Source organism: Actinomycetota bacterium (assembly GCA_019347675.1).
In the GTDB taxonomy this organism is placed as follows: domain Bacteria; phylum Actinomycetota; class Nitriliruptoria; order Nitriliruptorales; family JAHWKO01; genus JAHWKW01.
In genome coordinates, this window is sequence record JAHWKW010000001.1 from 220,325 (window position 1) to 242,102 (window position 21,778).

General features: G+C 70.5%; 21 protein-coding genes. 9 read left to right on the forward strand and 12 right to left on the reverse strand.

Translation table 11 applies throughout. The annotated features are described in order from the left end of the window. Positions 1-4: 4 nt before the first annotated feature. A complete protein-coding gene (locus tag KY462_01110; protein ID MBW3576343.1) occupies positions 5-1,789 on the forward strand; it encodes a sensor domain-containing diguanylate cyclase in 1,785 nt (594 codons plus the stop codon). Positions 1,790-1,857: 68 nt separating this feature from the next. Continuing rightward, positions 1,858-3,192, forward strand: coding sequence for a crotonyl-CoA carboxylase/reductase (gene ccrA, locus KY462_01115; protein MBW3576344.1), 1,335 nt, complete (start codon positions 1,858-1,860; stop codon positions 3,190-3,192). A 17-nt stretch (positions 3,193-3,209) separates the two neighbouring features. On the opposite strand, the gene KY462_01120 is transcribed toward ccrA, so the two are convergent. After that, a complete protein-coding gene (locus KY462_01120) occupies positions 3,210-4,103 on the reverse strand; it encodes a hypothetical protein (GenBank protein ID MBW3576345.1) in 894 nt (297 codons plus the stop codon). A 155-nt stretch (positions 4,104-4,258) separates the two neighbouring features. Here KY462_01120 and KY462_01125 point away from each other — a divergent pair, with 155 nt between their 5' ends. The 3 genes from KY462_01125 to mca all read left to right on the forward strand — a co-directional run bounded on the left by KY462_01125 (position 4,259) and on the right by mca (position 6,302). Next, positions 4,259-4,462: a CsbD family protein gene (locus KY462_01125; GenBank protein MBW3576346.1), complete on the forward strand. Its 204-nt coding sequence runs from the start codon at positions 4,259-4,261 to the stop codon at positions 4,460-4,462. Between the two features lie 110 nt (positions 4,463-4,572). Next, positions 4,573-5,418 carry a competence/damage-inducible protein A gene (locus KY462_01130; GenBank protein MBW3576347.1) on the forward strand — a complete coding sequence of 282 codons (846 nt, stop codon included), beginning with the start codon at positions 4,573-4,575 and terminating at the stop codon, positions 5,416-5,418. After that, the gene (gene mca / locus KY462_01135) at positions 5,415-6,302 is read left to right on the forward strand and encodes a mycothiol conjugate amidase Mca (GenBank protein ID MBW3576348.1); all 888 of its coding nucleotides are present in this window, start codon (positions 5,415-5,417) and stop codon (positions 6,300-6,302) included. The genes KY462_01130 and mca overlap by 4 nt, the downstream gene beginning before the upstream one ends. A gap of 26 nt (positions 6,303-6,328) precedes the next feature. On the opposite strand, the gene KY462_01140 is transcribed toward mca, so the two are convergent. Further along, positions 6,329-7,426, reverse strand: a complete 1,098-nt coding sequence (locus KY462_01140; GenBank protein MBW3576349.1) for a hypothetical protein — start codon at positions 7,424-7,426, stop codon at positions 6,329-6,331. Then, positions 7,423-8,913, reverse strand: a complete 1,491-nt coding sequence (locus tag KY462_01145) for a glutamate--cysteine ligase (protein MBW3576350.1) — start codon at positions 8,911-8,913, stop codon at positions 7,423-7,425. Before KY462_01145 ends, KY462_01140 begins: the two co-directional genes overlap by 4 nt. Before the next feature lie 195 nt (positions 8,914-9,108). Between KY462_01145 and KY462_01150 the strand changes: the two genes are divergently transcribed. Next, positions 9,109-11,166 carry a thioredoxin domain-containing protein gene (locus KY462_01150; protein MBW3576351.1) on the forward strand — a complete coding sequence of 686 codons (2,058 nt, stop codon included), beginning with the start codon at positions 9,109-9,111 and terminating at the stop codon, positions 11,164-11,166. Positions 11,167-11,172: 6 nt separating this feature from the next. Continuing rightward, entirely contained in the window at positions 11,173-12,204 is a 1,032-nt protein-coding gene (locus KY462_01155; protein ID MBW3576352.1) for an alpha/beta hydrolase, read from the forward strand. On the opposite strand, the gene KY462_01160 is transcribed toward KY462_01155, so the two are convergent. From KY462_01160 to KY462_01175, 4 genes are all read right to left on the reverse strand, one after another. Next, positions 12,170-13,420 carry an alpha/beta fold hydrolase gene (locus KY462_01160; GenBank protein ID MBW3576353.1) on the reverse strand — a complete coding sequence of 417 codons (1,251 nt, stop codon included), beginning with the start codon at positions 13,418-13,420 and terminating at the stop codon, positions 12,170-12,172. The two genes, KY462_01155 and KY462_01160, sit on opposite strands and share 35 nt — an antisense overlap. Before the next feature lie 139 nt (positions 13,421-13,559). Then, positions 13,560-14,159 carry a nitroreductase family protein gene (locus tag KY462_01165; protein MBW3576354.1) on the reverse strand — a complete coding sequence of 200 codons (600 nt, stop codon included), beginning with the start codon at positions 14,157-14,159 and terminating at the stop codon, positions 13,560-13,562. Between the two features lie 90 nt (positions 14,160-14,249). Continuing rightward, positions 14,250-15,335, reverse strand: coding sequence for a Fic family protein (locus tag KY462_01170; GenBank protein MBW3576355.1), 1,086 nt, complete (start codon positions 15,333-15,335; stop codon positions 14,250-14,252). Beyond that, complete coding sequence (locus tag KY462_01175; protein ID MBW3576356.1) at positions 15,332-16,189, reverse strand: HAD-IB family hydrolase; 858 nt, start codon at positions 16,187-16,189, stop codon at positions 15,332-15,334. Before KY462_01175 ends, KY462_01170 begins: the two co-directional genes overlap by 4 nt. Before the next feature lie 720 nt (positions 16,190-16,909). On the opposite strand from KY462_01175, the gene KY462_01180 reads away from it, so the two are divergent. Next, positions 16,910-17,362 carry a M48 family metallopeptidase gene (locus KY462_01180; GenBank protein ID MBW3576357.1) on the forward strand — a complete coding sequence of 151 codons (453 nt, stop codon included), beginning with the start codon at positions 16,910-16,912 and terminating at the stop codon, positions 17,360-17,362. A gap of 194 nt (positions 17,363-17,556) precedes the next feature. Here KY462_01180 and KY462_01185 read toward each other — a convergent pair whose 3' ends face one another. Genes KY462_01185 through KY462_01195 form a run of 3 tightly spaced genes read right to left on the reverse strand, consistent with a single transcriptional unit; the run spans position 17,557 to position 19,567 of the window. After that, positions 17,557-18,210, reverse strand: coding sequence for an arsenate reductase ArsC (locus KY462_01185; protein ID MBW3576358.1), 654 nt, complete (start codon positions 18,208-18,210; stop codon positions 17,557-17,559). Beyond that, positions 18,210-18,938 carry an aquaporin gene (locus KY462_01190; GenBank protein MBW3576359.1) on the reverse strand — a complete coding sequence of 243 codons (729 nt, stop codon included), beginning with the start codon at positions 18,936-18,938 and terminating at the stop codon, positions 18,210-18,212. Before KY462_01190 ends, KY462_01185 begins: the two co-directional genes overlap by 1 nt. Further along, entirely contained in the window at positions 18,935-19,567 is a 633-nt protein-coding gene (locus tag KY462_01195; GenBank protein MBW3576360.1) for a helix-turn-helix domain-containing protein, read from the reverse strand. The genes KY462_01190 and KY462_01195 overlap by 4 nt, the downstream gene beginning before the upstream one ends. 100 nt (positions 19,568-19,667) lie before the next feature. Here KY462_01195 and KY462_01200 point away from each other — a divergent pair, with 100 nt between their 5' ends. After that, positions 19,668-20,159 carry a hypothetical protein gene (locus KY462_01200; GenBank protein MBW3576361.1) on the forward strand — a complete coding sequence of 164 codons (492 nt, stop codon included), beginning with the start codon at positions 19,668-19,670 and terminating at the stop codon, positions 20,157-20,159. A gap of 111 nt (positions 20,160-20,270) precedes the next feature. On the opposite strand, the gene KY462_01205 is transcribed toward KY462_01200, so the two are convergent. Further along, positions 20,271-20,564 (reverse strand): HigA family addiction module antidote protein, encoded by a 294-nt coding sequence (locus tag KY462_01205; GenBank protein MBW3576362.1) that lies wholly within the window; start codon positions 20,562-20,564, stop codon positions 20,271-20,273. Positions 20,565-20,574: 10 nt separating this feature from the next. Further along, positions 20,575-20,856 carry a type II toxin-antitoxin system RelE/ParE family toxin gene (locus KY462_01210; GenBank protein MBW3576363.1) on the reverse strand — a complete coding sequence of 94 codons (282 nt, stop codon included), beginning with the start codon at positions 20,854-20,856 and terminating at the stop codon, positions 20,575-20,577. Between the last annotated feature and the right edge of the window lie 922 nt (positions 20,857-21,778).

Consider the following 21,778-nt stretch of genomic DNA (forward strand, 5'->3'; position numbering starts at 1 on the left):
CGACGTGAGCCTGCTCGCTAGCCGCCTGCGGGTGATGGCCATCGCCCGCATCGCGCTGGTCGGTGCGCTGCTGCTGGCGCTGGCGCCGGTGTTCCGCGGTGCGCCGCCGAACACCGTCAGCATCCTGGCCAGCGTCAGCGTGGGCTACCTGGTCGTCAACGGGCTCTTCCTCCCGGTGCTGCACCGCTGGCCGCGGACGTCGCGGTGGCTGCTCGACCTGTCCCTGCTGGTCGATGCGGCGTGGGCCGGGGCGGTGATGTGGCTGACCGGCGGGACCACCAGCGGCTTCATCTTCCTGATGCACCTGCAGTTGGTCGCGGCCACGGTGCTGTTCTCGTGGCGGAGCGGCGTGAAGTTGGCGATCCTGCACTCGATCGCCGTGTTCGCGATCTTCTACGGCCACGCGGTCGGCTTCGCAGCCGAGACCAGCGCGCAGGTCACGCTGGGGTTCTTCAACATCCGGCTCGATCCGACGCTGGGCGACGCCGACCGGGTCGCCACGCAGGTCGTGCGGGTCCACGCCATGGCTGCGGTCGTCACGATCTGGATCATCACCGGCGCGACCGCCTTCTTCAGCCGGGTCAACGAGCGTGCGTTGCGCCGCTCCAACCAGGAGCTCGCGCTGCTGCGTGAGCTGAGCGCCGACCTCGAAGCCAGCCTCGACCTCGGTGAGATCTCCGAAGCGATCGCACGGGGAGTGGTCGACGAACTCGGCTACAACCGGTCGATCGTGTGGATGGCCCAGGGCGGAGCGGAACTCGTCCCGGCCGGGGCGGCCGGGTTCGCCCCCGAGGACCTCGAGCGGATCGCGGCGTTCCGGCTGGTGGTGGGCCCCGGCCCGGTCGGGCGTGCCGTGGAGACGCGTCGGCCGGTCCTGATCGCGCGTGAGCACGCCCGTCCGGCGCCGCTCGCAGACGCTTTCACGATCGACAGCCCGCTGGTGATCGTTCCGCTGCAGACCGAGGGTCGGATCCTGGCGTTGCTGACGGTCGAGGTCGACGAGCCGTTGGGACGCGTGCCGCGGGTCAGCGGCCGCGACCTGCGGATCCTCAGCACGCTGGCGACGGAGGCATCGCTGGCGCTCGACAACGCGCGGCTGCACGCCGAGCTGCGCGACCTGTCGATCACGGATGCGCTCACCGGCGTGTACAACCACCGGCACTTCCAGCAGCGGCTGCAGGAGGAGCTCGACCGCAGCGCCCGGCTGTCCTCGCCGTCCGCGCCACGGCCGGTGAGCCTGGTCCTGCTCGACGTCGACCACTTCAAGAAGATCAACGACCGGTTCGGTCATCCCGCCGGCGATGACCTGCTGCGGGCCCTGTCGCGTCTGATGCAGCGGGTGCTGCGCTCCTCGGACGTGGTGTGCCGCTACGGCGGCGAGGAGTTCGCCGTCATCCTGGTGGAGACCGACGCCGCCGACGCGCGCCAGGTCGCTGGCCGTCTCCGCGAGGCGGTGGAGCGGTCGACCTTCGCGGCGTCGGACGGGCGGTTCCTGGGCCTGGTGACCGCGTCGTTCGGGGTCGCGACCTTCGCCGGCGGGGTGCCGTCACGCAGCGACCTGATCCGCGACACCGACGCCGCGCTGTACACGGCCAAGCGCCATGGACGGAACAGGGTCGTGCACGCCGAGGACCGTGTTGGCGAGCTGACCGCCGCCACCGCAGCCGACGTCGCGACGCCGGTCGGGCCGCCACGTCCGGAGCAGCCAGCGGCGGCAGGTGGGGCCCCCGACCGTGCGATGGAGCCGGCACGGGCGACCGACGGCGGAGGACCCTCGCCCGGACTCTGAGTCCCCCGCGCCCGTTGCTAGCGTCCCGGCGGCCGAACACCAGCGCAGGAGGAGACCGGACCGTGCCGATGGACGCCATCCGCGACGCCATCCTCGACGGGGCGGTGGGCGACGAGCTCGCCCGCCTGGAGCTGCCCGAGACGATGCGGGCGGCGGTCGTCCGCAAGGACGAGCAGGAGATGTTCGAGGGGTTGGAGCACCACGAGAAGGATCCCCGCAAGTCGTTGCACGTCGACGAGGTGCCGATCCCGCCACTGGGACCCAACGAGGTCCTGATCGCGCCGATGGCCTCGGCGTTGAACTACAACACCGTCTGGACGTCGATCTTCGAGCCCGTGCCCACCTTCGCGTTCCTGGAGCGCTTCGCCCGTGAAGGCGACCTCGGGGCGCGCCACGACCTCGACTACCACATCGTCGGCTCCGACGCGGCGGGGGTCGTACTGCGCACCGGCCCGGGGGTGACACGGTGGAAGCCCGGTGACCGGGTCGTCGTGCACTGCAACTACGTCGACATGGAGTCACCGCAGGGCCACGACGACTCGATGCTGGACCCCTCCCAGCGGATCTGGGGGTTCGAGTCGAACTTCGGTGGCATGGCCGAGATCTCCATGGTGAAGGCCAACCAGCTCATCCCGATGCCGACCCACCTGACGTGGGAGGAGGCGGCGTCGCTGGGGCTGGTCCTGGCGACCGCGTACCGCATGCTCGTCGGTCACAACGAAGCCCGCATGAAGCAGGGCGACAAGGTGCTGATCTGGGGGGCCACCGGCGGGCTCGGGGGTTTCGCCACACAGCTGGTCCTCAACGGAGGAGGGATCCCGGTCTGCGTGGTCTCGTCCGACGCGAAGGTGAGGCTGCTCGAGGACGTCGGCGTCGAGGCGATCATCGACCGCAAAGCCGAGGGATACCAGTTCTGGACGGACGCCGGCGAGCAGGACTACCGCGAGTTCCGCCGCCTCGGGAAGAAGATCCGTGAGCTGATCGGCGGTGACGTCGACATCGTCTTCGAGCACGTCGGGCGGGCGACCTTCGGGGCGTCGGTGTTCGTCGTGAAGAAGGGCGGTGTGGTGGTGACGTGCGCGTCGACCACCGGCTACCGGCACGAGTACGACAACCGCTACCTGTGGATGAACCTGAAGCGCATCCTCGGGAGCCACTTCGCGAACTACAACGAGGCATGGGCAGCGACGGAGCTGGTGGACCGTGGCATGATCCACCCGATCCTGTCCAAGACCTTCCCCCTCGACGAGGCCGGCCAGGGTGCCTACGACATGCACCACAACCTGCACGCGGGGAAGATCGGGATCCTGGTCAACGCCCCACAGGCGGGTCTGGGGGTGCAGGATCGCGCCAAGCGTGCCCGCCACCAGGATCGCATCGACCGGTTCCAGCGCTTCGAGTGATCGCCGCCGGCCGCGGATCACACCGGTCGCAGGCCCGTGGGGTAGAGGATGAGAGCAGCGAACAGCGGCACCACGGCCCACGCGTAGCGGCGGGTCTCGACGAGCACCGCCGCGACGATCACCGTCCCGGCACCCAGCAGCGCCACCCGCAGGGTGGTGAGGAAGTTCCCCGAGAACAGCTCGATCCCGATGATCAGCGCCACGATCGCCGGCGCCAGCACGGTGGCGCGGGTGGTGCGCGCCCCGGGTTGCACCAGCCGGTCGGCGATCAGCACCACCGCCATCAGTGCGCCCGCGTCGAGGAGCGCCCGCGCGATCGAGACCCGACCGGCGAGCGTCCCGAGCATCCCGACGACCAGCGCGCCGATCGCGGCGCCCATCCCGAACGTGCGCAGCGCCTGCAGCTGACCGATGTCGTTCTGGGCGAAGCCGTCACGGGCCTTGACCGCCAGGAACGTGTACAGCAGCACCGCCCCGGCGAACGCCGCGACGAACCCCAGCAGCGTCAGCACCGACGCGGTCGCCCCGCCAGGGAGGACTGCGAGGTTCCCGAGCAGCGCCAGCCACTGGTCGCGTACGGGCTGGCCGTCGAGGACCGCGGTGGGCTGGCTCCACTGGTACACGACGCCCACGAACACGATCGGGACGGCCAGCAGCAGGCCAGGGGCGGTGCCGCGTCGCGGGCCGTCCAGACCGAACGCCGATGCGCCGTCGCCGCGGTACCGCGCCAGCAGGAGCGGCACCAGCCCGTACGCAGCGAACACCAGGGCGACGTTCACGGCCAGCCCGAGCAGGCCCGTGGTCAGGAAGGGCAGGACCCCGCGGATCAGGAGGAACACCAGGGGAGCGAACAGGGCGGTGGCCGCCGCCAGGACGAAGTCGCTCCGCGCCTCTTCTGGGTTGGTCCACATCGGCGGTCGCTCGTTGCTCGTTGGCCGCCGGCGCACGCTAGCAGCGTCCCTTTCCGGCTCCCGCCGAGCAGATCGCTTCCCGTCAGTCCAGGTGGGATCCCGGCGGCGGGTCGCTGCGACCGTAAAGTCGAAGTGACCGACGTGAGGAGACCAACATGAGCGACAAGATCGAAGAACTGAAGGGCCGCGCCAAGGAAGCCGTCGGGGCGGTCACCGGCAAGGAGGACACCAAGGAGGCCGGTGAGGCGCAACAGGAGAAGGTCGACAAGCGCGACGAGGCCCGCCAGCAGGCCGCCGAAGCGCGCGAGGCGCAGGCTGAGGCCGAAGCCGCCCGAGCGGAGCAGACCCGCAAGGAGTAGGTGCCGACACCGTCGATGCGGAGGGCGACCCATCGGGTCGCCCTCGGCGTTGAACAGCACCGTCGACGGCCGTCGCTGGCTGTGGACACCGTCACGTAGCCTGAAGACTGATGGCTTTGGGCGCGTCGATCGTGGTGATCGGGGACGAGATCCTCGAGGGCTTCGTCCAGGACACCAACTCGTGGTGGCTGGCAGGTCGACTGCGCCACCACGGGATCGAGCTGGCACGGATCGTGGCCGTCGGCGACGACGTCGACGAGATCGTCGACGTCCTGGGCCACGAGCTCCTCCGCGAACGTCCACGCGTGGTGTTCACCACCGGCGGGATCGGTTCCACGCCGGACGATGTCACCTACGAGGCGGTGGCGGCGGCACTCGACGTGCCGCTACAGACGGCCGGGGAGATCGAGCGGCGGGTCGAGGCGGCGGTGCAGTGGACCGCCGCTCACGGCGTCGACGTCGATGACCAGTTCGTCGACCACATGATGCGTATGGCCAGGATCCCGGCGGGCGGATCGTTGCTGGGCGGCGAGCCGAGCTCGTCGCCCGGCGTCCGCGTCGACGTCGACGACGGGCTCGACGCTGACGGCGGCGCGGTGATCGTGATCCTGCCCGGCGTCCCCGCGCAGCTGCGAGCGATCGTCACGGACGTCGTCGAACCGCAGCTGCTCCGCGGCCGCGGACGTGACGACACGATCGCCGAGATCGCCCACGGCTTCCCTGAGTCGCTGCTCAACCGGTGCTTCGCTCGCCTCGCCGAGGAGCACCCGCAGGTCAAGGTTGGCTCGTACCCGGGCGTCCCGATGATCGTGCGACTGCGGGGCGAGGCGGTGGCGGTCGCGGCGGCGGTGGCGGCGGTCGAGGCTCATCTGCGCGAGTTGGAGGACCAACCTGGCGGGGCCCGGCTGCGCCGAGCGTGGAGCGACAGGCTCGCCGCCACGCAGGAGCGGCTGTGAACGGGCGGCTCCTGTTCGTGCACGCCCATCCCGACGACGAATCGTCCAAGGGTGCGGCAACCGCGGCACGATACGTGGACGCCGGTGCGCGCGTGGCGCTGGTGACCTGCACCGGTGGTGAGGCCGGCGAGGTCCTCAACCCCACCTGTGGGCCGGTCTCACCCGCCGACATGAGCGCGACGCGGGCGCGGGAACTCGCGGCTGCCTGCCAGGTCATCGGCTTCTCGGTCCACTACGACCTGGGCTACGTCGATTCGGGCTTCCATGAGGATCCGGCGGGCATCCCCCCGGATGCGTTCGCTCGCCAGCCGGTGGACCGCCCCGGGGCGGACCTCGCGACCATCATCCGTCACGAGCGGCCACACGTGGTCGTCACCTACCCGCAGGACGGTGGTTACCCGCACCCCGACCACGTCATGTGCCACGAGGTCACCGTCCGCGCACTCGAGCTGGCGGAGGACCCCGATGCGGACGTCGCCGGCGCGCCCTGTCGGGTCCCCAAGGTCTACGCCTGCCACGCGTTCCCGCCACAACGGGTCCTGGCGCTGCACGGTGCGCTCCTCGAGCGGGGCGCCGACAGCCCCTTCGAGGGCTGGATGGAGCGGCTCGCGCAGCGGCGCAGCTGGCCATGCGACGCCAAGATCCGCGTGGACGCGTGGTTCCAACGGCGTGACGACGCGTTGCGGGCGCACCGCACCCAGGTCGACCCCGGCGGGACCTGGTTCGCGTGGCCGCGTGACCTCGAGCGTGCGATCTACCCGTGGGAGTGCTTCACGCGGTTGCGATCAGACGTCTCGACCTCCGACTGCGAGGACGACCTGTTGACTGGCCTGGACGTCACCGGCGACAGCCACGACCAGCCGGCTTCGGCCGTGGCCGAGTGACCCGATCGGTCACGATCGTCGACCGGTCATCGGCGGATGTCCGGGCTGGCAGGCTCGGTGTCGACTCTGGCGGGGGTTGCCGCGCCCGCGGTCTGTGGCCGCGTTGCGATGTAGAACAGGCAGTCCTTGCGGGCGGCTTGCTCGGTGCGGGTCATCATCACCGGAGTCACCTCCCGGGTCAGCACGACCCGTCCGCCAAGCACCCGCACGTGGCTGGCGGTGGCATCCACGCCCCCGGGGCCGCACACCAGCAGCGGGTTGGCTGCGCCCGGCGCCACACGGCCCAGCAGGTGGCCAGCCGGGACCGTCCGGAAGTTGTGCGCGTCGGCGTCCTGCTCGACCACGAAGTCGACGTCGTCGCCGAGCTCGCCGCCGAACCGGAACCGCACCTCGGGGCGGACCATGACCTTGCGCAGGTCGCCGAGGAGGTCGTAGTCGCGCTCGACCACGTCGTCGCGAATCGTGGGCGTCCACAGGTAGCGACGCAGGCCGTCGACGGCGAACGCCAGGGACGCTTCCTGGCCGGGCAGCCCGCACTCGACCGCGATCGCCGGACAGACGTCGTCGAGGGCCTCCATCAGCGTCCCGACGCCGAGCTCCCAGTGCAGCAGCATCGTCGTGAAGGTCGTGGCGAGGTTGAGCTGGGCGGTGCGGACCTGCGTCACGATCGCGTAGAAGGGGTTGGTGCCGGTGTTGTTGTGCACGTCGACCATCGCGGCGATCTTCGCCTGGCGGAGCACATCCAGGATCCCGTTGGCGGCCAGGCGTAGTCGCGTGGTCGGTTCGCGCCCCCAGACCCGGTTGAGGTCCTCTTGATCGTCGAGGTAGCGGGCCTTGAAGCCGCCGTCGGCCAGGGCCGCCCGGACGTTGCCGATCACGACGAAGAGGTCGAACGGGTAGCGGTGCCGCTGACGCAGGATCCGCAGCGTCGCGCGGTACCCGGTGTCCTCGTCGCCGTGGAGCAGACACGCCAGGCCGCGCGGGGGGGCGTCGCCGGTTCCGGGGACCCTGATCAGCGTCGGTCGTTGCAGCTCACCCAGCAGCTCGAGGTCGTCGAGGTCGAGCAGGTGGTCGGGCAGCCCGTCGCAGAGATCGTTGAAGTACCTGTCGGACGCGCGCCTCACGCGTGGCAGGGTACCGGCCAGGTGTGGACGGGTTCGTTGGCGTGCATGTGCTCGATGTAGCAGCGGGTCATCTCCAGCAGAGCAGCGTCGCGGTCGAGGCCGTCGTGCTCGGTCAGGTGACGGACAGTGGCGACCTGCCAGGTCGCGCCGATCTGGCGCGTGAGGCAACGCTGCTCGATGATCCCGAGGAACCGTTCACGGTCCTGGGCGTCGATGTTCCAGCGTCCCAGCCCCTCGTCCGCGAGCGGCAGGAGGTGCTCACCGACGAGCTCGCTGGCCGACAGCGTTCCCAAGCCAGGCCAGTACAGCTGCGCGTCGATGCCGTCGCGCGCAGCGGCGAAGAAGTTGTCGGTGGCGACCCCGAACGACATCTGCTGGGACACGGGCTGAGACGCTTCGGCGAGCGCCCGCGTCGCGCCGTAGTAGAACGCTGCGTTGGCGATGACGTCCGCGACGCTGGGGCCGGCCGGCAGCACTCGGTTCTCGACACGCAGGTGTGGTCGGCCGCGGGCGACGGTGTAGACGGGGCGGTTCCAGCGGTAGATCGTGCCGTTGTGCAGCGCCAGCTCCCGCAGGTGGGGGACGTCTCCGCGATCGAGTACCTCGAACGGGTCCTCATCGTCGACGAGCGGCAGGAGCGTGGGGAAGTAGCGGACGTTCTCCTCGTACAGGTCCAGGACATGGTCGATCCAGCGTTCCCCGAACCAAACGCGTGGGCGCACGCCCTGCGCCGCGAGCTCTGCGGTGCGCGTGTCGATCGACTGCTCGAACAGCGCGATGCGGGTCTCGCGCCATAGCTCCTTGCCGAGAAAGAAGGGCGAGTTGGACCCGACCGCCAGCTGAGCGGCGGACAGCGCCTGCGCCGCGTTCCAGTACCGGGCGAAGTCGTCGGGGTCGACCTGCAGGTGCAGCTGACACGAGGTCGACGCCGCTTCCATCATGATCGAGTTCGCCATCGTCATGAGGCGTTCGCGACCTTCGATCTCGATGCGGAACGCCTCTCCCCGTGCCGCCAGGATCTGGTCGTTGAGCGCGTGGTACCGCGGGTTGTTCGACAGGTTCTCACGGGTGACGTGCAGGTCCTTCAACGTGGGCAGGATCCCCACGATCAGCATCCGGGCGTCGAGCTCCTCTGCCCGGCGCAGGGCGTGGTTGAGGCTGGCTCGCAGCTCGTCTTCGAGCTCGCGGAAGACCGTCCCCACGATCTTGTGCGGGGAGAGGTTGAACTCGATGTTGAACTGGCCCAGCTCCGTCTGGAAGTCACCGGCCTCGATCCGCGCCAGCACCTCGTCGTTGACCATCATCGGCGTGCCGGAGCGGTCCACCAGGTAGATCTCCAGCTCCAGGCCGATCCTGCTCCGGCCGACCTCGAAGCGGTCCTCCTCCTCGAGCAGGATCCGCAGCGTGTCCAGGCAGCGCTTCAGCTTCTCCCGGTACCTCTGGCGGTCTTCGGGAGTGAACTGCGTCGCGGTGATGTCCTGCCCCAGGAGGCGTTCCTCGCCGTGCCTCTGTCGCGATCATCGCAGCTGGAACCAACTGCCGCGGCGTCGTTTCGGGCAGGGATGCGGGGGCGGCGAGGCCAGTGGCCCCGACGCCTGACCGCGTGCCGCCACCGCCGACGGCCGTACCCTCGTCAGCACCGTTCGACGCAGGAAGGCTCGGTCTTGACGCTGATCCGTGAGATGGACCCCACCGGACTGTCGCCGTACCTGGCCCAGCACGTCGACAACCCGGTCGATTGGTACCCGTGGGGAGACCGGGCCTTCGAGGAGGCCAAGCGGCGTGACGTCCCGATCTTCCTGTCGGTCGGGTACTCGGCGTGTCACTGGTGCCACGTGATGGCGCACGAGTCGTTCGAGGACGACCAGGTCGCCGCGCTCCTCAACGAACACTTCGTCGCGGTCAAGGTCGACCGCGAGGAGCGACCCGATGTGGACGCGGTGTACATGGAGGCGGTCACGGCGCTCACCGGCCACGGCGGCTGGCCGATGTCGGTGTTCCTCACCCCGGACGGGCGTCCGTTCTTCGGCGGAACGTACTGGCCGAAGGAGGACCGGACGGGCATGCCGGGCTTCGTGCGGGTGCTGCGGTCGGTACACGAGGCATGGCGCGACCGCCGCGACGAGCTCGCGGCGACGGCGGGGCGGATCGCGGAGGCGTTGGCGGAGCGTGCCGCCGGCCCAGCGGCTGGTGCCGCTGACCCCACGGTCGCCGACCGCGCCGCTCCGGTGGCGCTGCGCGCCTGGGATCGCACTTTGGGAGGGTTCGGGCAGGCACCGAAGTTCCCGCAAGCCATGACGCTGGAGTGGCTGGTCGAGCGCCACGTTCGCCTGCGCCGGGACGGTGGCGAGACCGCCGACCGCTGGCTGGAGCCGGTCGCCCACAGCCTCGACGCGATGGCCCGCGGCGGGATCCACGACCACGTCGGCGGTGGGTTCCATCGGTACTCGACAGACGGGCGTTGGCTCGTCCCGCACTTCGAGAAGATGCTGTACGACAACGCTCTGCTGGTGGCGGCCTACGCCAAGGCCGCGGCGGTGACCGGCGACCCGCGGTTCGACCGGGTCGCGCGCTCCACCGCCGACTACCTGCTCCGCGACCTGCGCCACGACGCCGGCGGGTTCTTCAGCGCCACCGATGCCGACTCCGAAGGGGAAGAGGGCCGCTTCTTCGTGTGGTCGATGGACGAGCTCGCCGACGTTGTCCGCTCGGTGGGTGCCGATCCCGATCGCTTCGCGGCGTTCTACGGCGCGTCAGCCGGCGGGAACTGGGAAGGCACCAACATCCTGCACGAACCGGTGGACCGCGGTCGGTTCTGCGCGCAACGCGGCCTGGACCTGGCCGAGTTCGTCGAGGAGCTCGACGCGGTCCGCGCTGCGCTGTACGAGCGGCGCGAGGAGCGCGCCCATCCTGGTCTCGACCGCAAGGTCCTGACATCGTGGAACGCGCTGGCGGTGCGGGGCCTGGTCGCCACCGGGATGTACCTGGGGCTGCCCGAGTACGTCGACGCGGCGATCACCACGGCGGGCTTCCTGCACGAGGCGCTGGTGGTGGACGGTCGCCTGCACCACGTGTGGAAGGACGGGACCGTGACCGTCCCCGCCTTCCTCGAGGACGTGGCGACGCTCGCGGTCGCCTGCCTCGACCTGTACGCCGCCACCGGGGACGCGATGTGGTTCGAGCGTGCGGCGCACTGGGCCAACGACGCGCGCGACCGGTTCCACGACGACGACGACGGCGGGTTCTTCGCGACCGCGCACGACGTCGACGAGCTGTACATCCGTCCCAAGCAGACCTGGGACAACGCGACCCCGTCCGCGAACAGCGTGATGGCGGAGGCGGGGCTGCGGCTGGCCGGGTACACCGGCGACGCGGCGTGGAGGGACGTCACCGACGAAGTCGTGCGCCTGTTCCAGGGCGACGCGGAGCGTGCCCCGACCGGGTACGGGTGGTTCCTGCGGGTGGCCGAGGACGTGCTGGCCGGACCACGTGAGGTCGCGGTGGTGGGCACGCCCGGGCCGCGACGCGAACGACTGGTCCGGGAGCTTTGGGCCGGCCCGCTGCCGGGCGCGGTGGTGGCGGTGGCCGCGCCGGACGGTGACCGCACGGCGGTGCCGCTGCTGGAAGGCCGCGACGAGGTGGACGGTCAGCCGGCGGCGTACGTCTGCCGCGACCTGGTCTGCGACCGGCCGGTCACCGAACCGCACGAGCTGCGCGCGAAGCTCGACACGCCCGCCTAGACCACCGTGACCGCACCGCTCCCCGGGCAGGACTGGGGTCGGCGCGACCCGGCCTGGTCGGGGATCCTCGGAGAGGTCCTGCAGGTGCGCGGCCGGCCGGCACACGTGCTGCGCCGAGCGGCGCGAGACGCAGGCCCGCCGCTCCTGCTGGTCCATGGCCTGGGCGGATCGGCCCGCAACTGGCTCGACGTGGCCACGCAGTTGAGCCGCCACGGCGAGGTCGTCGCGGTCGACCTGCCCGGTTTCGGCGGCACACCGGTGCCCGAGGGTGGCTCCGCCCGGGTCCGGGCCAACGCGGGGTTCCTCGAGGCCGTCCTCGATCGCCTGGGCTGGAGCGACGTGACGGTGATCGGGAACTCGATGGGCGGGCTGCTGGTCACGTTGCTGGCCGCCGACCGCCACGACCGCGTCGGCCGCCTGGTGCTGATCAACCCGGCGCTGCCCGCGCCGCGCCGGGACATGCTGCGGTTGCCTCCGGCTGCGGTGTCGCGCATCCTGCCTGCGGCCGTGCCCGGCATCGGTCGGGCGTTGATCGAGTTGGGCTACCGCCGGCGCACCGCGGAGCAGCTGGTCGACGACTCGTTGGCTTCGGTTGTGGCCGACGTGGACCGGATCCGACCGGCGCTCCGCGACGTCCTCGTCGAGAACCTCGAGGTCGCGCGCACCACCACGTGGCGACGCCGGGCCCTGTCAGAGGCCGCCCGTTCGCTGGTCGCGATGCTCGTCGACGCGCGTGAGCCGTTGCTGGCGGTCCACGCCGTCGCCGCGCCGACGTTGGTGGTGGCCGGCGACCGCGACCGGCTGGTGTCGACGCACGTCATCCGCGGCTTGATGGTCCGCCGCCCTGACTGGGATCACCACGTCCTGGCCGGTGTGGGCCACTCACCGCATGTGGAGGTCCCCCGGGAGTTCTGCCACGTGGTGGACCGGTGGTTGGTCGACGCCGCAGCGGGCCGGTCTGCGATCCCCGCGGCGAACCGGGCCGATGACGACGCTGCACGACCTAGCGGTGACGGGCAGCGTCGAGTTCGTCGATGAACGCACCGACCCGCTGGTTGGTGCGTTGCGGGACCTCGAACTGTGGGACGTGACCGACGTCCTCCCACACCTCGCAGCGGGCGTCGGGCAACGACTCGCGGACCCGTTCGCAGTACGCCGCCGAGACCAGCGGATCACCGGTGCCGAACACCCAGTAGGACGGGACCCGCAGCCGTTCGATCGACGTCCAGAACGACCGCCGGCCGCTGGCGCGCTCGGCGGCCAGGTGCCGCAGGCACGCCAGGATCGCTAGGCGATGGCGGCGGTCACTGAGGTTGCGAACGAACTCCTCGGCCGCTGCCGTGATGTTGTCGGCGCGCAGACAGTAGGGGTCGTGGAACATCCCGCGGATGGCAGCCTCGACGGTCTCGCGTCGGAACGGAATCGGCGCCAGCCCCACCCAGTGGCCGTGCAGGACCCGCAGCATGGGCGCCAACCACTGGTACTCGTCGAACGCAACGGCCGGGCACAGGCCGACCACGCCACCCAGCCGACGCGGGTGGCGCAGCCCCAGCTCGACCGCGATGCGCCCGCCCATCGAGTTGCCGACCACGTAGCAGTGGCCGATGCCCTGGGCGCGCAGGTAGCCATGGACGACGTCGGCCATCCACCGCATCGAGTACCGTCGGGCGGCCGGCAGGGGCTTGCCGGACTTGCCGAATCCCGGCAGGTCCAGGGCGTGGACCTCGTAGCGTGACGCCAGCGCGTCCAGTGTGGGAACGAACGAGACCTTGTTCGCTCCCAGCCCGTGCAGCAACACCACCGGGGTGCCGCGGCCGATGATCAGCGATTCCAGGTCGACCCCGGCCGCGTTGGTGCGGGCGGTGCGGACCACGCGCTGGGTGTCGGGTCCGGGCTGGAACAGCGACTCCAACCGTAGGGCCAGGTTGAGGTCGCCGTGGACGGTCAGGTGGTCCTGGGTGAAGGCCGCGACGCCGTCCTGTTCCCCACTGACGAGTTTGAGCCACGTCTGGCGGTCGGTACGCATGATCGTGTCGGGATCGGCGTGCGCCCCGACGGATACGAAGCACCCACCGTTGTGGATGTGGACCGTGTACGCGCCGTCGCCGTCGATGTCCACGACCCACCGGGCGGACAGACCGTCTGCCTCATGCGGGCGGAACCGCTCGGTCAGCTGCAGGAAGCTGCTGCGCAGCTCACCTGGTGCCGGTGTCGTTGCATCGTCCAGCGCGCGGAGCGGTCGCGTTCCGGTCACGCGTCTCCAATCGCCGGTGAACAGAGGGTAACGGAGCCGGAGCGTTCACGCCGCGTAGGCGGTGTCGTCCGAAGGGTCGGCCACCGGCCGCCTGGTGCGACGACCGTTCGGCCGGTCGCAGCGGGCCGCATCCGGCACGCTAGCGCCCACCCCACCGCTCCCACGACACCACCGCGCCCAGCTCACGCCAGCCACGTCGTCGCGATGCGGGCGGCCGGTCGGGTGCCGGATGGCCAAGCGTCACCACCCCGATCGGCTGGACGCCGTCCGGGATCCCCAGCAAGCGCTCCAGCCCGCGGAGACGGTGCACGCCCAAGAACCCCGCGGCCAGGCCCTCGTCGACGGCGGCGAGTAGCAACAGCATCAACGACGCGCCGGCGTCGACGTGCCAGTAGGGGACCGGCCAGTCGACCTCGCTCCCGCCTGTGGCGAGCTTGTCGGGTTCGCGGTATCGCTCGTGGTAGGCCCCGACGTCGGCACAGACCACGACGTGCACGGGCGCGCCCGAGATCCACGGGTGGAAGCCCCGCGCCACGTGGGCGGCCTCGTCCGCGAGGTCGGCGACGGCGGCGCGGGTCGCCGGGTCGGTGACCACGACGAACCGCTGACCCTGGGCGAAACCGGCGCTGGGTGCCCTGCGTGCCGTGTCGACGATCCTTTCCACGACCGCCGGCGCCACCGGATCAGGGCGGTAGTGGCGGACCATGCGGCGGCGGGCCACGACCTGGCGGAACTCCACCGCGACCTCCGGGCGGGGGCGAACGTCGCAATGTACGGCGAACGTCGCAATGTACGGCGACCGGCGACCATCCAACCGTCTGTCGGCGGCTCAGGTCACCGTGAAGCGCAGGCCCCGGGCGCTGGGAACGCGCCGCACTCGTCCTGCATCCAGCAACGCAGCCAGGTCAGCGCGAGCCTCGGGCGCGACGGTGCCGACCTCGGCACGGTAATCGGCGATCGTGAACACCGGCTCGCCGCGGCCCTCGAGGAACCGACGGGCGCGGGCGGGCACCGTCGGGTGGAGCAGATGCAGCTCGTGGGCCGCCAACCGCAGGCCCTCGGCCACTGCTTCTCCCCATCGCTCGAGCCAGATGGTGAGGTCACGGCGCCGCATCGTCTTGGCCACCTCCCTGTAGTACCCCAGCGGGTCGCGTTCGAGTGCGATCTCCACCGATCCCACGCCCGCAGGGTCGAGGCCGTGCACGCGGAGCAGCAGTCGCGCCGCTGCCCGAGCCAGGCGACCGTTGGCTGCCTCGAAGGGATGCACCTCCAGCAGGACCTGGTGCGCGACACCGCTGACGATCAGGCCGTGCTCGCGCCCCACCGACGAACGCAGCCACGCGGCCAGGTCGACGAGGCGGTCGAGGATCTGCTCGGGCTCGCTCGGGTAGTACACCACCCGCCCGACGCTGGCGTCGTGCACGGCTTGATGGGTCTTGCGCGGACGGCCGGCTGCGGCCGGATCGAGCAAGCCGCGCGTCAGCCGGCGGTGCAGCTCGGACAGGGCCGCCAGCGGGTCGGTGGTCAGCGGTCGGGTCAGGTCATCGGCTGCCAGCGCGGCGCGGACCCCGCCGTACTCCGAACCGATCAGCCGCCGGTCGGGTTCGCTGCCTGCCCGCAGCGCATCGAGCCAGGTCCCCACCCGCGTGGCGACCTCGGCCCGTGGGGCGGCGGGCAGGTCGGAGACGTCCTGCCAGGCGTCCTCGGCCTCGGTGACGTCGCCGACGGGCGAGCCGTCCAGTCGCATCGAGGCGACCGCGGCCCTGGCCGTCAGCGACTCACGCACGGCCGGTGCCGGCTCCCCCCGCTCGATCACCGCGCTCAGGCGTTCCGTTTCCGCCAGGAGGCACACCAGGTGCGGCGTCCGGTCGAACGGCGCGGGCGGCCCGGCCGGTTCCCATGTCGCGGCGGTCACGGCCGCAGCAGGTCGAGTCGGCTCGCTCGCGACTCGGTCGCGATGCGACCGTGGCGACGGCCCAGGAAGTAGCTGGCCACCGCCAGCGCCGCCGCGCTCGACGCCGCCGTGGTGGTCTTGATCACCCGCTTGGCTTTCCGGCTGAACACCACCACCGGCCAGCCGCGCTGGTGGGCGACCCGCTCGAGGGTGCGGTCGGGGTTGACCGCGACCGGGTGCCCCACCAGCTCCAGCATCGGCAGGTCGCTCGACGAGTCGCTGTACGCGTACGACAGCCGCAGGTCGTAGTCGCGCTCCGCCGCGAGCTTCTCGACCGCTTCGGCTTTGCCGGCCCCGTACACGAACGGCCCGTCGAGCTCGCCCGTGTAGCACCCGTCGACGATCTGCGAGCGGGTCCCGATGCCGCCTTCGACGTCCAGTGCTCGGGCGAAGTCCTCGACGATCTCGATCGGCGTCGCCGAGACGATGAAACGGTCGCGCCCCGCGTCGGCGTGCATCTCGAGCAGGCTGTCGGCTTCGGGGCGGACCTTGGCCAGCAGCGTGGGGATGATGTCGTCACCCAGCGCGACGAGGTCGTCGACCCGCTGGCCGGCGACCGCTCGCAGGATCCGGTCGCGGGTCTCCTGCGAGCGCTCGTCGGAGCCGCCCGTCAGCCGGAAGATCATGGCGTTCACCGCGTCGCCGAGGAGCTCATGCGTGGGGATCACGTCGTTGCGCCACGCAGCGATCCCGAACGCGAACGCTGACGCACCGCTGATCAGCGTGCGATCCAGGTCGAAGAACGCGGCCGCCTTCCCCGGCGGGTCACCGGTTGGGTGAGGATGATCGGGGTGTGCGTCCGTTGAGTCGGCCACGAGCACCCCCTCGCATGGGATGGTCCGAGCGTAGCGACCGGATCGGGGCGTGCGTCGGGCGACGCGGACACACGTCGTGACCGCATGCCGGTGGCGGCCCGACCCGTGTCGAGCGCCAAGTCCCCACACGGCCCCGACCGTCAAGGGGACGTCGGCGGAACAGGGAGGCCCCCAGCGGCCGTCGCGCCGTCTCGACGCTCCCTTCCCCTTGGAACGCTGGTCCGGCGGCCCGGCTGCTGGGGGCCTTCGCCCGGCACCGTACGGGGCGCGGCCTGGTGGTCAACCACGGCGTCCACAGGTCGGTCCGCCGGGCGGTGGACAGGCTGTGGACGTCGTTGTGGAGGCGCCGTCCACGTTGTGGACGGCATGGCACCCGCCGTGTGGGACCGTCATCGCAGGCGCCCCTGGGTGGGGTTCCGAGCACGCGGGTCTTCCACCGCTGTGGACAGCGGATCGATCGGGTACTCCGCGCGTTGGGGTCCGTTGAGCGCACGCCCCGATCTCACCGCATCCACGCCCGACCGCCGCTGTCGCAGTGGCCCGTTACGTTCACGGCACCCGCCAGAGGAGGACGTCGTGGGGCGCCGCCAGGTCACCATCGAGCGCCGGCCGGCAGCGGCAGGACGGCCGCCGGTCGAGGTCCAACGCAGCACCGGTCGGCGGCGCACCGCCAGCGCCTACGCCCGCGACGGGGCGGTGGTGGTGCAGCTGCCCGCCGGGATGCCCGCCGCCGACGAAGAGCAGGTCGTCGCCGCGCTCGTCGACCGGGTCAGCGGCGCGCTGAGGGCGCGTGAGGCCGGCGGCGACGCCGAACTGGCACGTCGCGCGGACGTGCTCGCTGACACCTACCTCGGCGGTGTCCGCGCGCGCCGCGTGCGGTGGTCAGCGCGGATGGGTCGTCGGCACGGCTCATGCACCCCCGCCGACGGCACGGTCCGGATCAGCCGCCGGGTGGCCGCCTACCCGCAGTACGTCTTGGAGTACATCCTCGTCCACGAACTGGCCCACCTACAGGTCCCGGGCCACTCGGCGGCGTTCTGGGAGCTGGTTGCCCGGTACCCGCAGGCCGAGCGTGCGCGGGGGTTCCTCGAGGGGATCGACCACAACGCCGTCTACGACCCCGGCGGGTACCCACAAGACGTGGTGGGGACGAACCGTCAGGGCGGTGCGTAACCGACCCCGCGCGAGAGTCCCCGTTGCGAGCGGTCGCCAGTAGTGATCGACTGGGCAGAAGCGCGCGTAACTGCCGAGGTCGATCACTGGCCGCCGTTCGGCGTGACCTCTCGGCTCGGCAGCATTGGGGCGACCGTGGTGTCTGTTCTGCCGCAACGGAGATCCCCGGTCGGCGAGCTCTCGGCAGGTGCGGATCACGCGGCAGTGGGTTCGACTCCGAGTTCATCGAGCAGGTTGCGGACGCGCTGTTCGATCTCGTCGCGGATGGGGCGGACATCTTCCAGCGGTTTGCCGGCGGGGTCGTCGAGCTCCCAGTCGAGATAGCGCTTGCCCGGTACGACGGGGCACGCGTCACCGCATCCCATGGTCACGATCACGTCGGCCGCGCCGAGGGTTTCGTCGGTCCATGGTTTGGGGTAGTCGTTGGTGATGTCGATGCCGACCTCGGCCATGGCTTCGGCGGCCACGGGGTGGATCTGCTCGCCCGGGTTGGACCCCCCTGAGAGCACCTCGACGCGGTCGCCGCCTAGGTGGCGGGTCCAGCCGGCGGCCATCTGTGAGCGGCCAGCGTTGTGGACGCACAGGTACAGCACGGTGGGTGTCTCGGTCATGCGGTGTCCTTGGGTCTTGGCGGCGGCGTTGAGCCGTTCGCGGGTGAACCGTTCGGCCAGGACCGGCACGAACGAGGTGTAGCGGGCGGTAGCGGTCAGGCGTTGGATTGAGTCGTGCGCGAGCCGTTCGATGGTCTCGACGGAGAAGGTCCCGACGAACTCGCGGTGCAGCCCGGCGGCGATCTGCTGGATCTGGGCCCGTAGTTCGAGGTTGAGTTGGCCGGTGTGGCCGTCCATCAGTGCTGTCCCTGTCGGTCGCCCACGGTGGCCATCTCTGGCGGGTCGTGTGGGACGACGACCTGCGCGGCATCTGACGGGTCGGGGGCGAACAGCCACCCGATCAGCGCGGCGGCCAGCACGGTTCCGGCGGCCTGTGCGGCGATGAACCCGCCGACCCCGCCGGGCGCGATCCCGGTGTAGGTGTCGCTGAGCGCCCGGGCCACGGTGACGGCGGGGTTGGCGAACGACGCCGAGGAGGTGAAGTAGATCGCCGCGCCGATGTAGGCCCCGACCGCTCCGGGCACCGCGCGGACGTTGCCGGAACGCACCACCCCGAAGATCACGACCAGCAGTCCGAAGGTCGCAAGTGCTTCGGAGCCTGCCAGCGCCAGCCCGGTGCGTTCGGTGGCGGCGATGGTGACCGCGGGTCGGGAGAACATGACGTTGGTGGCCACGACCCCGACGACGCCGCCGGCGAGCTGGACGGCCACGTACCTGACCGCCAGAGATAGGGACATCCCACCGAAGATCGCGTCGACCGCGGTGACCGCCGGGTTGAAGTGGCCACCGGAGACGTGCCCGAAAGTCACGATCAACGCCACCAGCGCAACTCCGACGACGACAGCGTGGTAGAACAGCTGCGCGGAGGCCGCCCCGTCAGTCGACGCGGTGATCCCCGACCCGACGACCGCCACCAGCAGCAGCGCCGTGCCGAGGAACTCGGCGGCCAGCTTGCGTGCGGTCACGCCGCGACCTGTCCGGCCAGCACATCGACCCGACGGGCGATCTCGTCGAACGCTGTCTGGAAGGTGTCCCGGTCGCCGTCGGCGGGATCGGCGATCGACCAGTGCAGCAGCGGTACGTCGAAGGCCAGGCCAGACTCGCGGGCACGGTCGCACACCGACACCACGAGCTGTGGATCGGCTTCGACCTCCTGGTAGCTGCGCGGACGCGCGCCCGACAGGTCCAGGCCGTGATCAGCCGCGACCTCCACCGCCAACGGATGAACCGCAGGCGCGGGGTCGGTGCCCGCCGACATCGACCGCCCGCCGGTGCGAGCCTCCCACAGCGCCGACGCCACCTGCGAACGAGCCGAGTTGCGCGTACACACGAACAGCACCATCCCGGCCCGCAGCCGCGAGACCTCCAATACGCCGGCAAGCGTGTCGTGACGCAGGCTGACGTAACGACGCCGGCCGTCCCCTTGCGAGCGGTGACGCTCGATCAACCCGACCTCCTCCAGCGCATCAAGGTGGAAGGCCAGCAGGTTCGAAGCCAACCCGGTCAACTCCTGCAACTCCGTGGGGGTGCGATCCGACAGCCGCAACGCATCCACCATCGCCAGGCGATGCTCATCACCCAACACGCGGAACATCGCTGCACGCTCCTGGATGTCCAACTCCACCATGAGACAACTCAGTCAGTCTTGAGTCGAGCTACGCTGAGACATCAGGATAGCGTGAGCGGACACGAACGTGCCCCAGGACGAACTGCACCGCCGGGTCGGCATCGCTCTGGGCAACCTCGTGGCCCTCCTTCGTGGGAAGCCGGCGTGCGGTGCCTCCCAACAGACCGCGCTCATCCGCGACCTGCGCAGGCGCGTCATCGTCCGCGCTGCCGTGCACGGCGGCCTGGACCACGAGCTGCTGGCCACCTGGGAAGTCATCGACGCGATCTCCCGCTGCAGCCGGCTCATCGCCGAGCTCACCGCCCACGACCCACAAGCGTCCCGCCACACGGACCTCGCCCGGCGACTCGAGCGCCTGATGCCAGCAGCCGTAGAGATCCGAACCCGCCCACCCGAACGACCCACAGGCACCGACGTTCGCGCCGTGCCAGTGACCCAGGGGCTCGTCTCCGCGATCGTCCAGGATCTTGACCGAGAGCTCGACGACCTCGAACGGTCGCTAGTCGACGACCGTGCCCACATGGACCGGATCCATCCTCCTCGACCGCGCAGTCACTGAGCCCCTCCGCCGAATTTGAGAGCATGTTTCGACAGCATCCATCGGTCACGCGCGTTATGGGCGTACCCGATCGATGACGTGAGCGCGCAGAACCACGGCGATGGCGGCAGGTCAGGCGTGAGCGGTGACCTCGTGGTCGAGCCGTTCTCCAAGGCGGTCGCTCTCGACGTCGAGGTCGTACTGCGCCTGCAGGTTGAGCCAGAACCTGGGCGTGGTCCCGAAGTAGCGGGCAAGTCGCAGGGCGGTGTCGGCGGTGACGGACCGCTTGCCGTGGACGATCTCGTTGATGCGCCGCGGCGGAACGCTGATGTCCTTGGCGAGCCGGTACTGGCTCAGCCCGGCGGGCTCGAGGAACTCCCCGAGGAGCACCTCGCCCGGATGGACCGGGGACAGCTTGGTCGCCATCGCATGCCTCCTAGTGGTAGTCGACGATCTCGACGTCGTAGGCGTTGCCTCGCTCCCACCGGAAGCAGACACGCCACTGGTCGTTGATCCGGATGCTGTACTGACCGGCCCGGTCGCCCTTGAGCCGCTCGAGCCGGTTGCCTGGCGGGACACGCAGGTCCATGACTTCCTCCGCTGCGTCGATCATGCGGAGCTTTCGGAGTGCGGCCTTCTGCAGTTCCGGGGACCACTTCTTGACCCGCTCCCGTTGGGCGAGGCGTTCGGTGTCTCGATCGCGGAAGCTCCGGATCACGACAGCGAGCATAACGCGACACGTTACGAGTGGCAATGCCCACCGGCGGTTACCGGGTGGGTCGGCGGGATGGCAGAGCCGCCCACAACCACTGCCGTGAGCGTCGCTGATCAGTTCCAACGTGCCCAGCGACGCCACCGCACGCGCTCGGCCCGGCTGCCGAGGACCCAGCCGACGACCAGACAGATCGCGGGCAGGGTGAGAGCGATGATGTCGGCCCAGGTCATGCGGCCTGCACTGACGGGTACGGAAAGTCAAAGTTCGTCAGGGCGGTGCGTAACCGACCCCGCGCGAGAGTCCCCGCTTCGGCCGGCCTCTTGACGCGTCGGCCCGCCCATAACTGCTCTTAGCAACCGATCCGCTCCGCAATCACCGTCGCCGGCATCTGCGGATCCGTCTTGAGCAGACGACGGATGTCGTCCTCGAACTCGTCGACCGCCGAACCCTGCGGGGCCCGCTCATACGACGGCGGTCCGTCCGACCGCCCCGCCGACCGCACCGTGTTCCGGGCGACACCAAGCTCACGGCGATGCGCCTGATCGGAATCTTCTCCGTGACGCACAGCCGGCGGACCGCGGCCCACTGATCCACTTGGAGCAACTCCTCCTCCTGGCCTCGGTCCCAGGCCAGGCTCCCGGTCGGTTCAACGCTCGGTGAACTACCGACGACCAGAGGGGTCAACTTTCAACCGTTGCCAGGGGGCGAAGATTCAACCGCTGCCGACACGTGCCGCGCCGCACCACGGCCTCCGTGTTGGGAGGGGTCGTCGATCGTCCAGGTTCTCCCAGGGCCTCGCTAGCAGTTGCGCGCAGGATGTTCGCGCTTCGCCAAGTACGGCGGCCGCGAGTACCAATGCTGGCCCCACGCATCAGTGAAGAGGACCGCCAACATGCCGCTGAACTCCGAAGGGTGCGGCCCGACG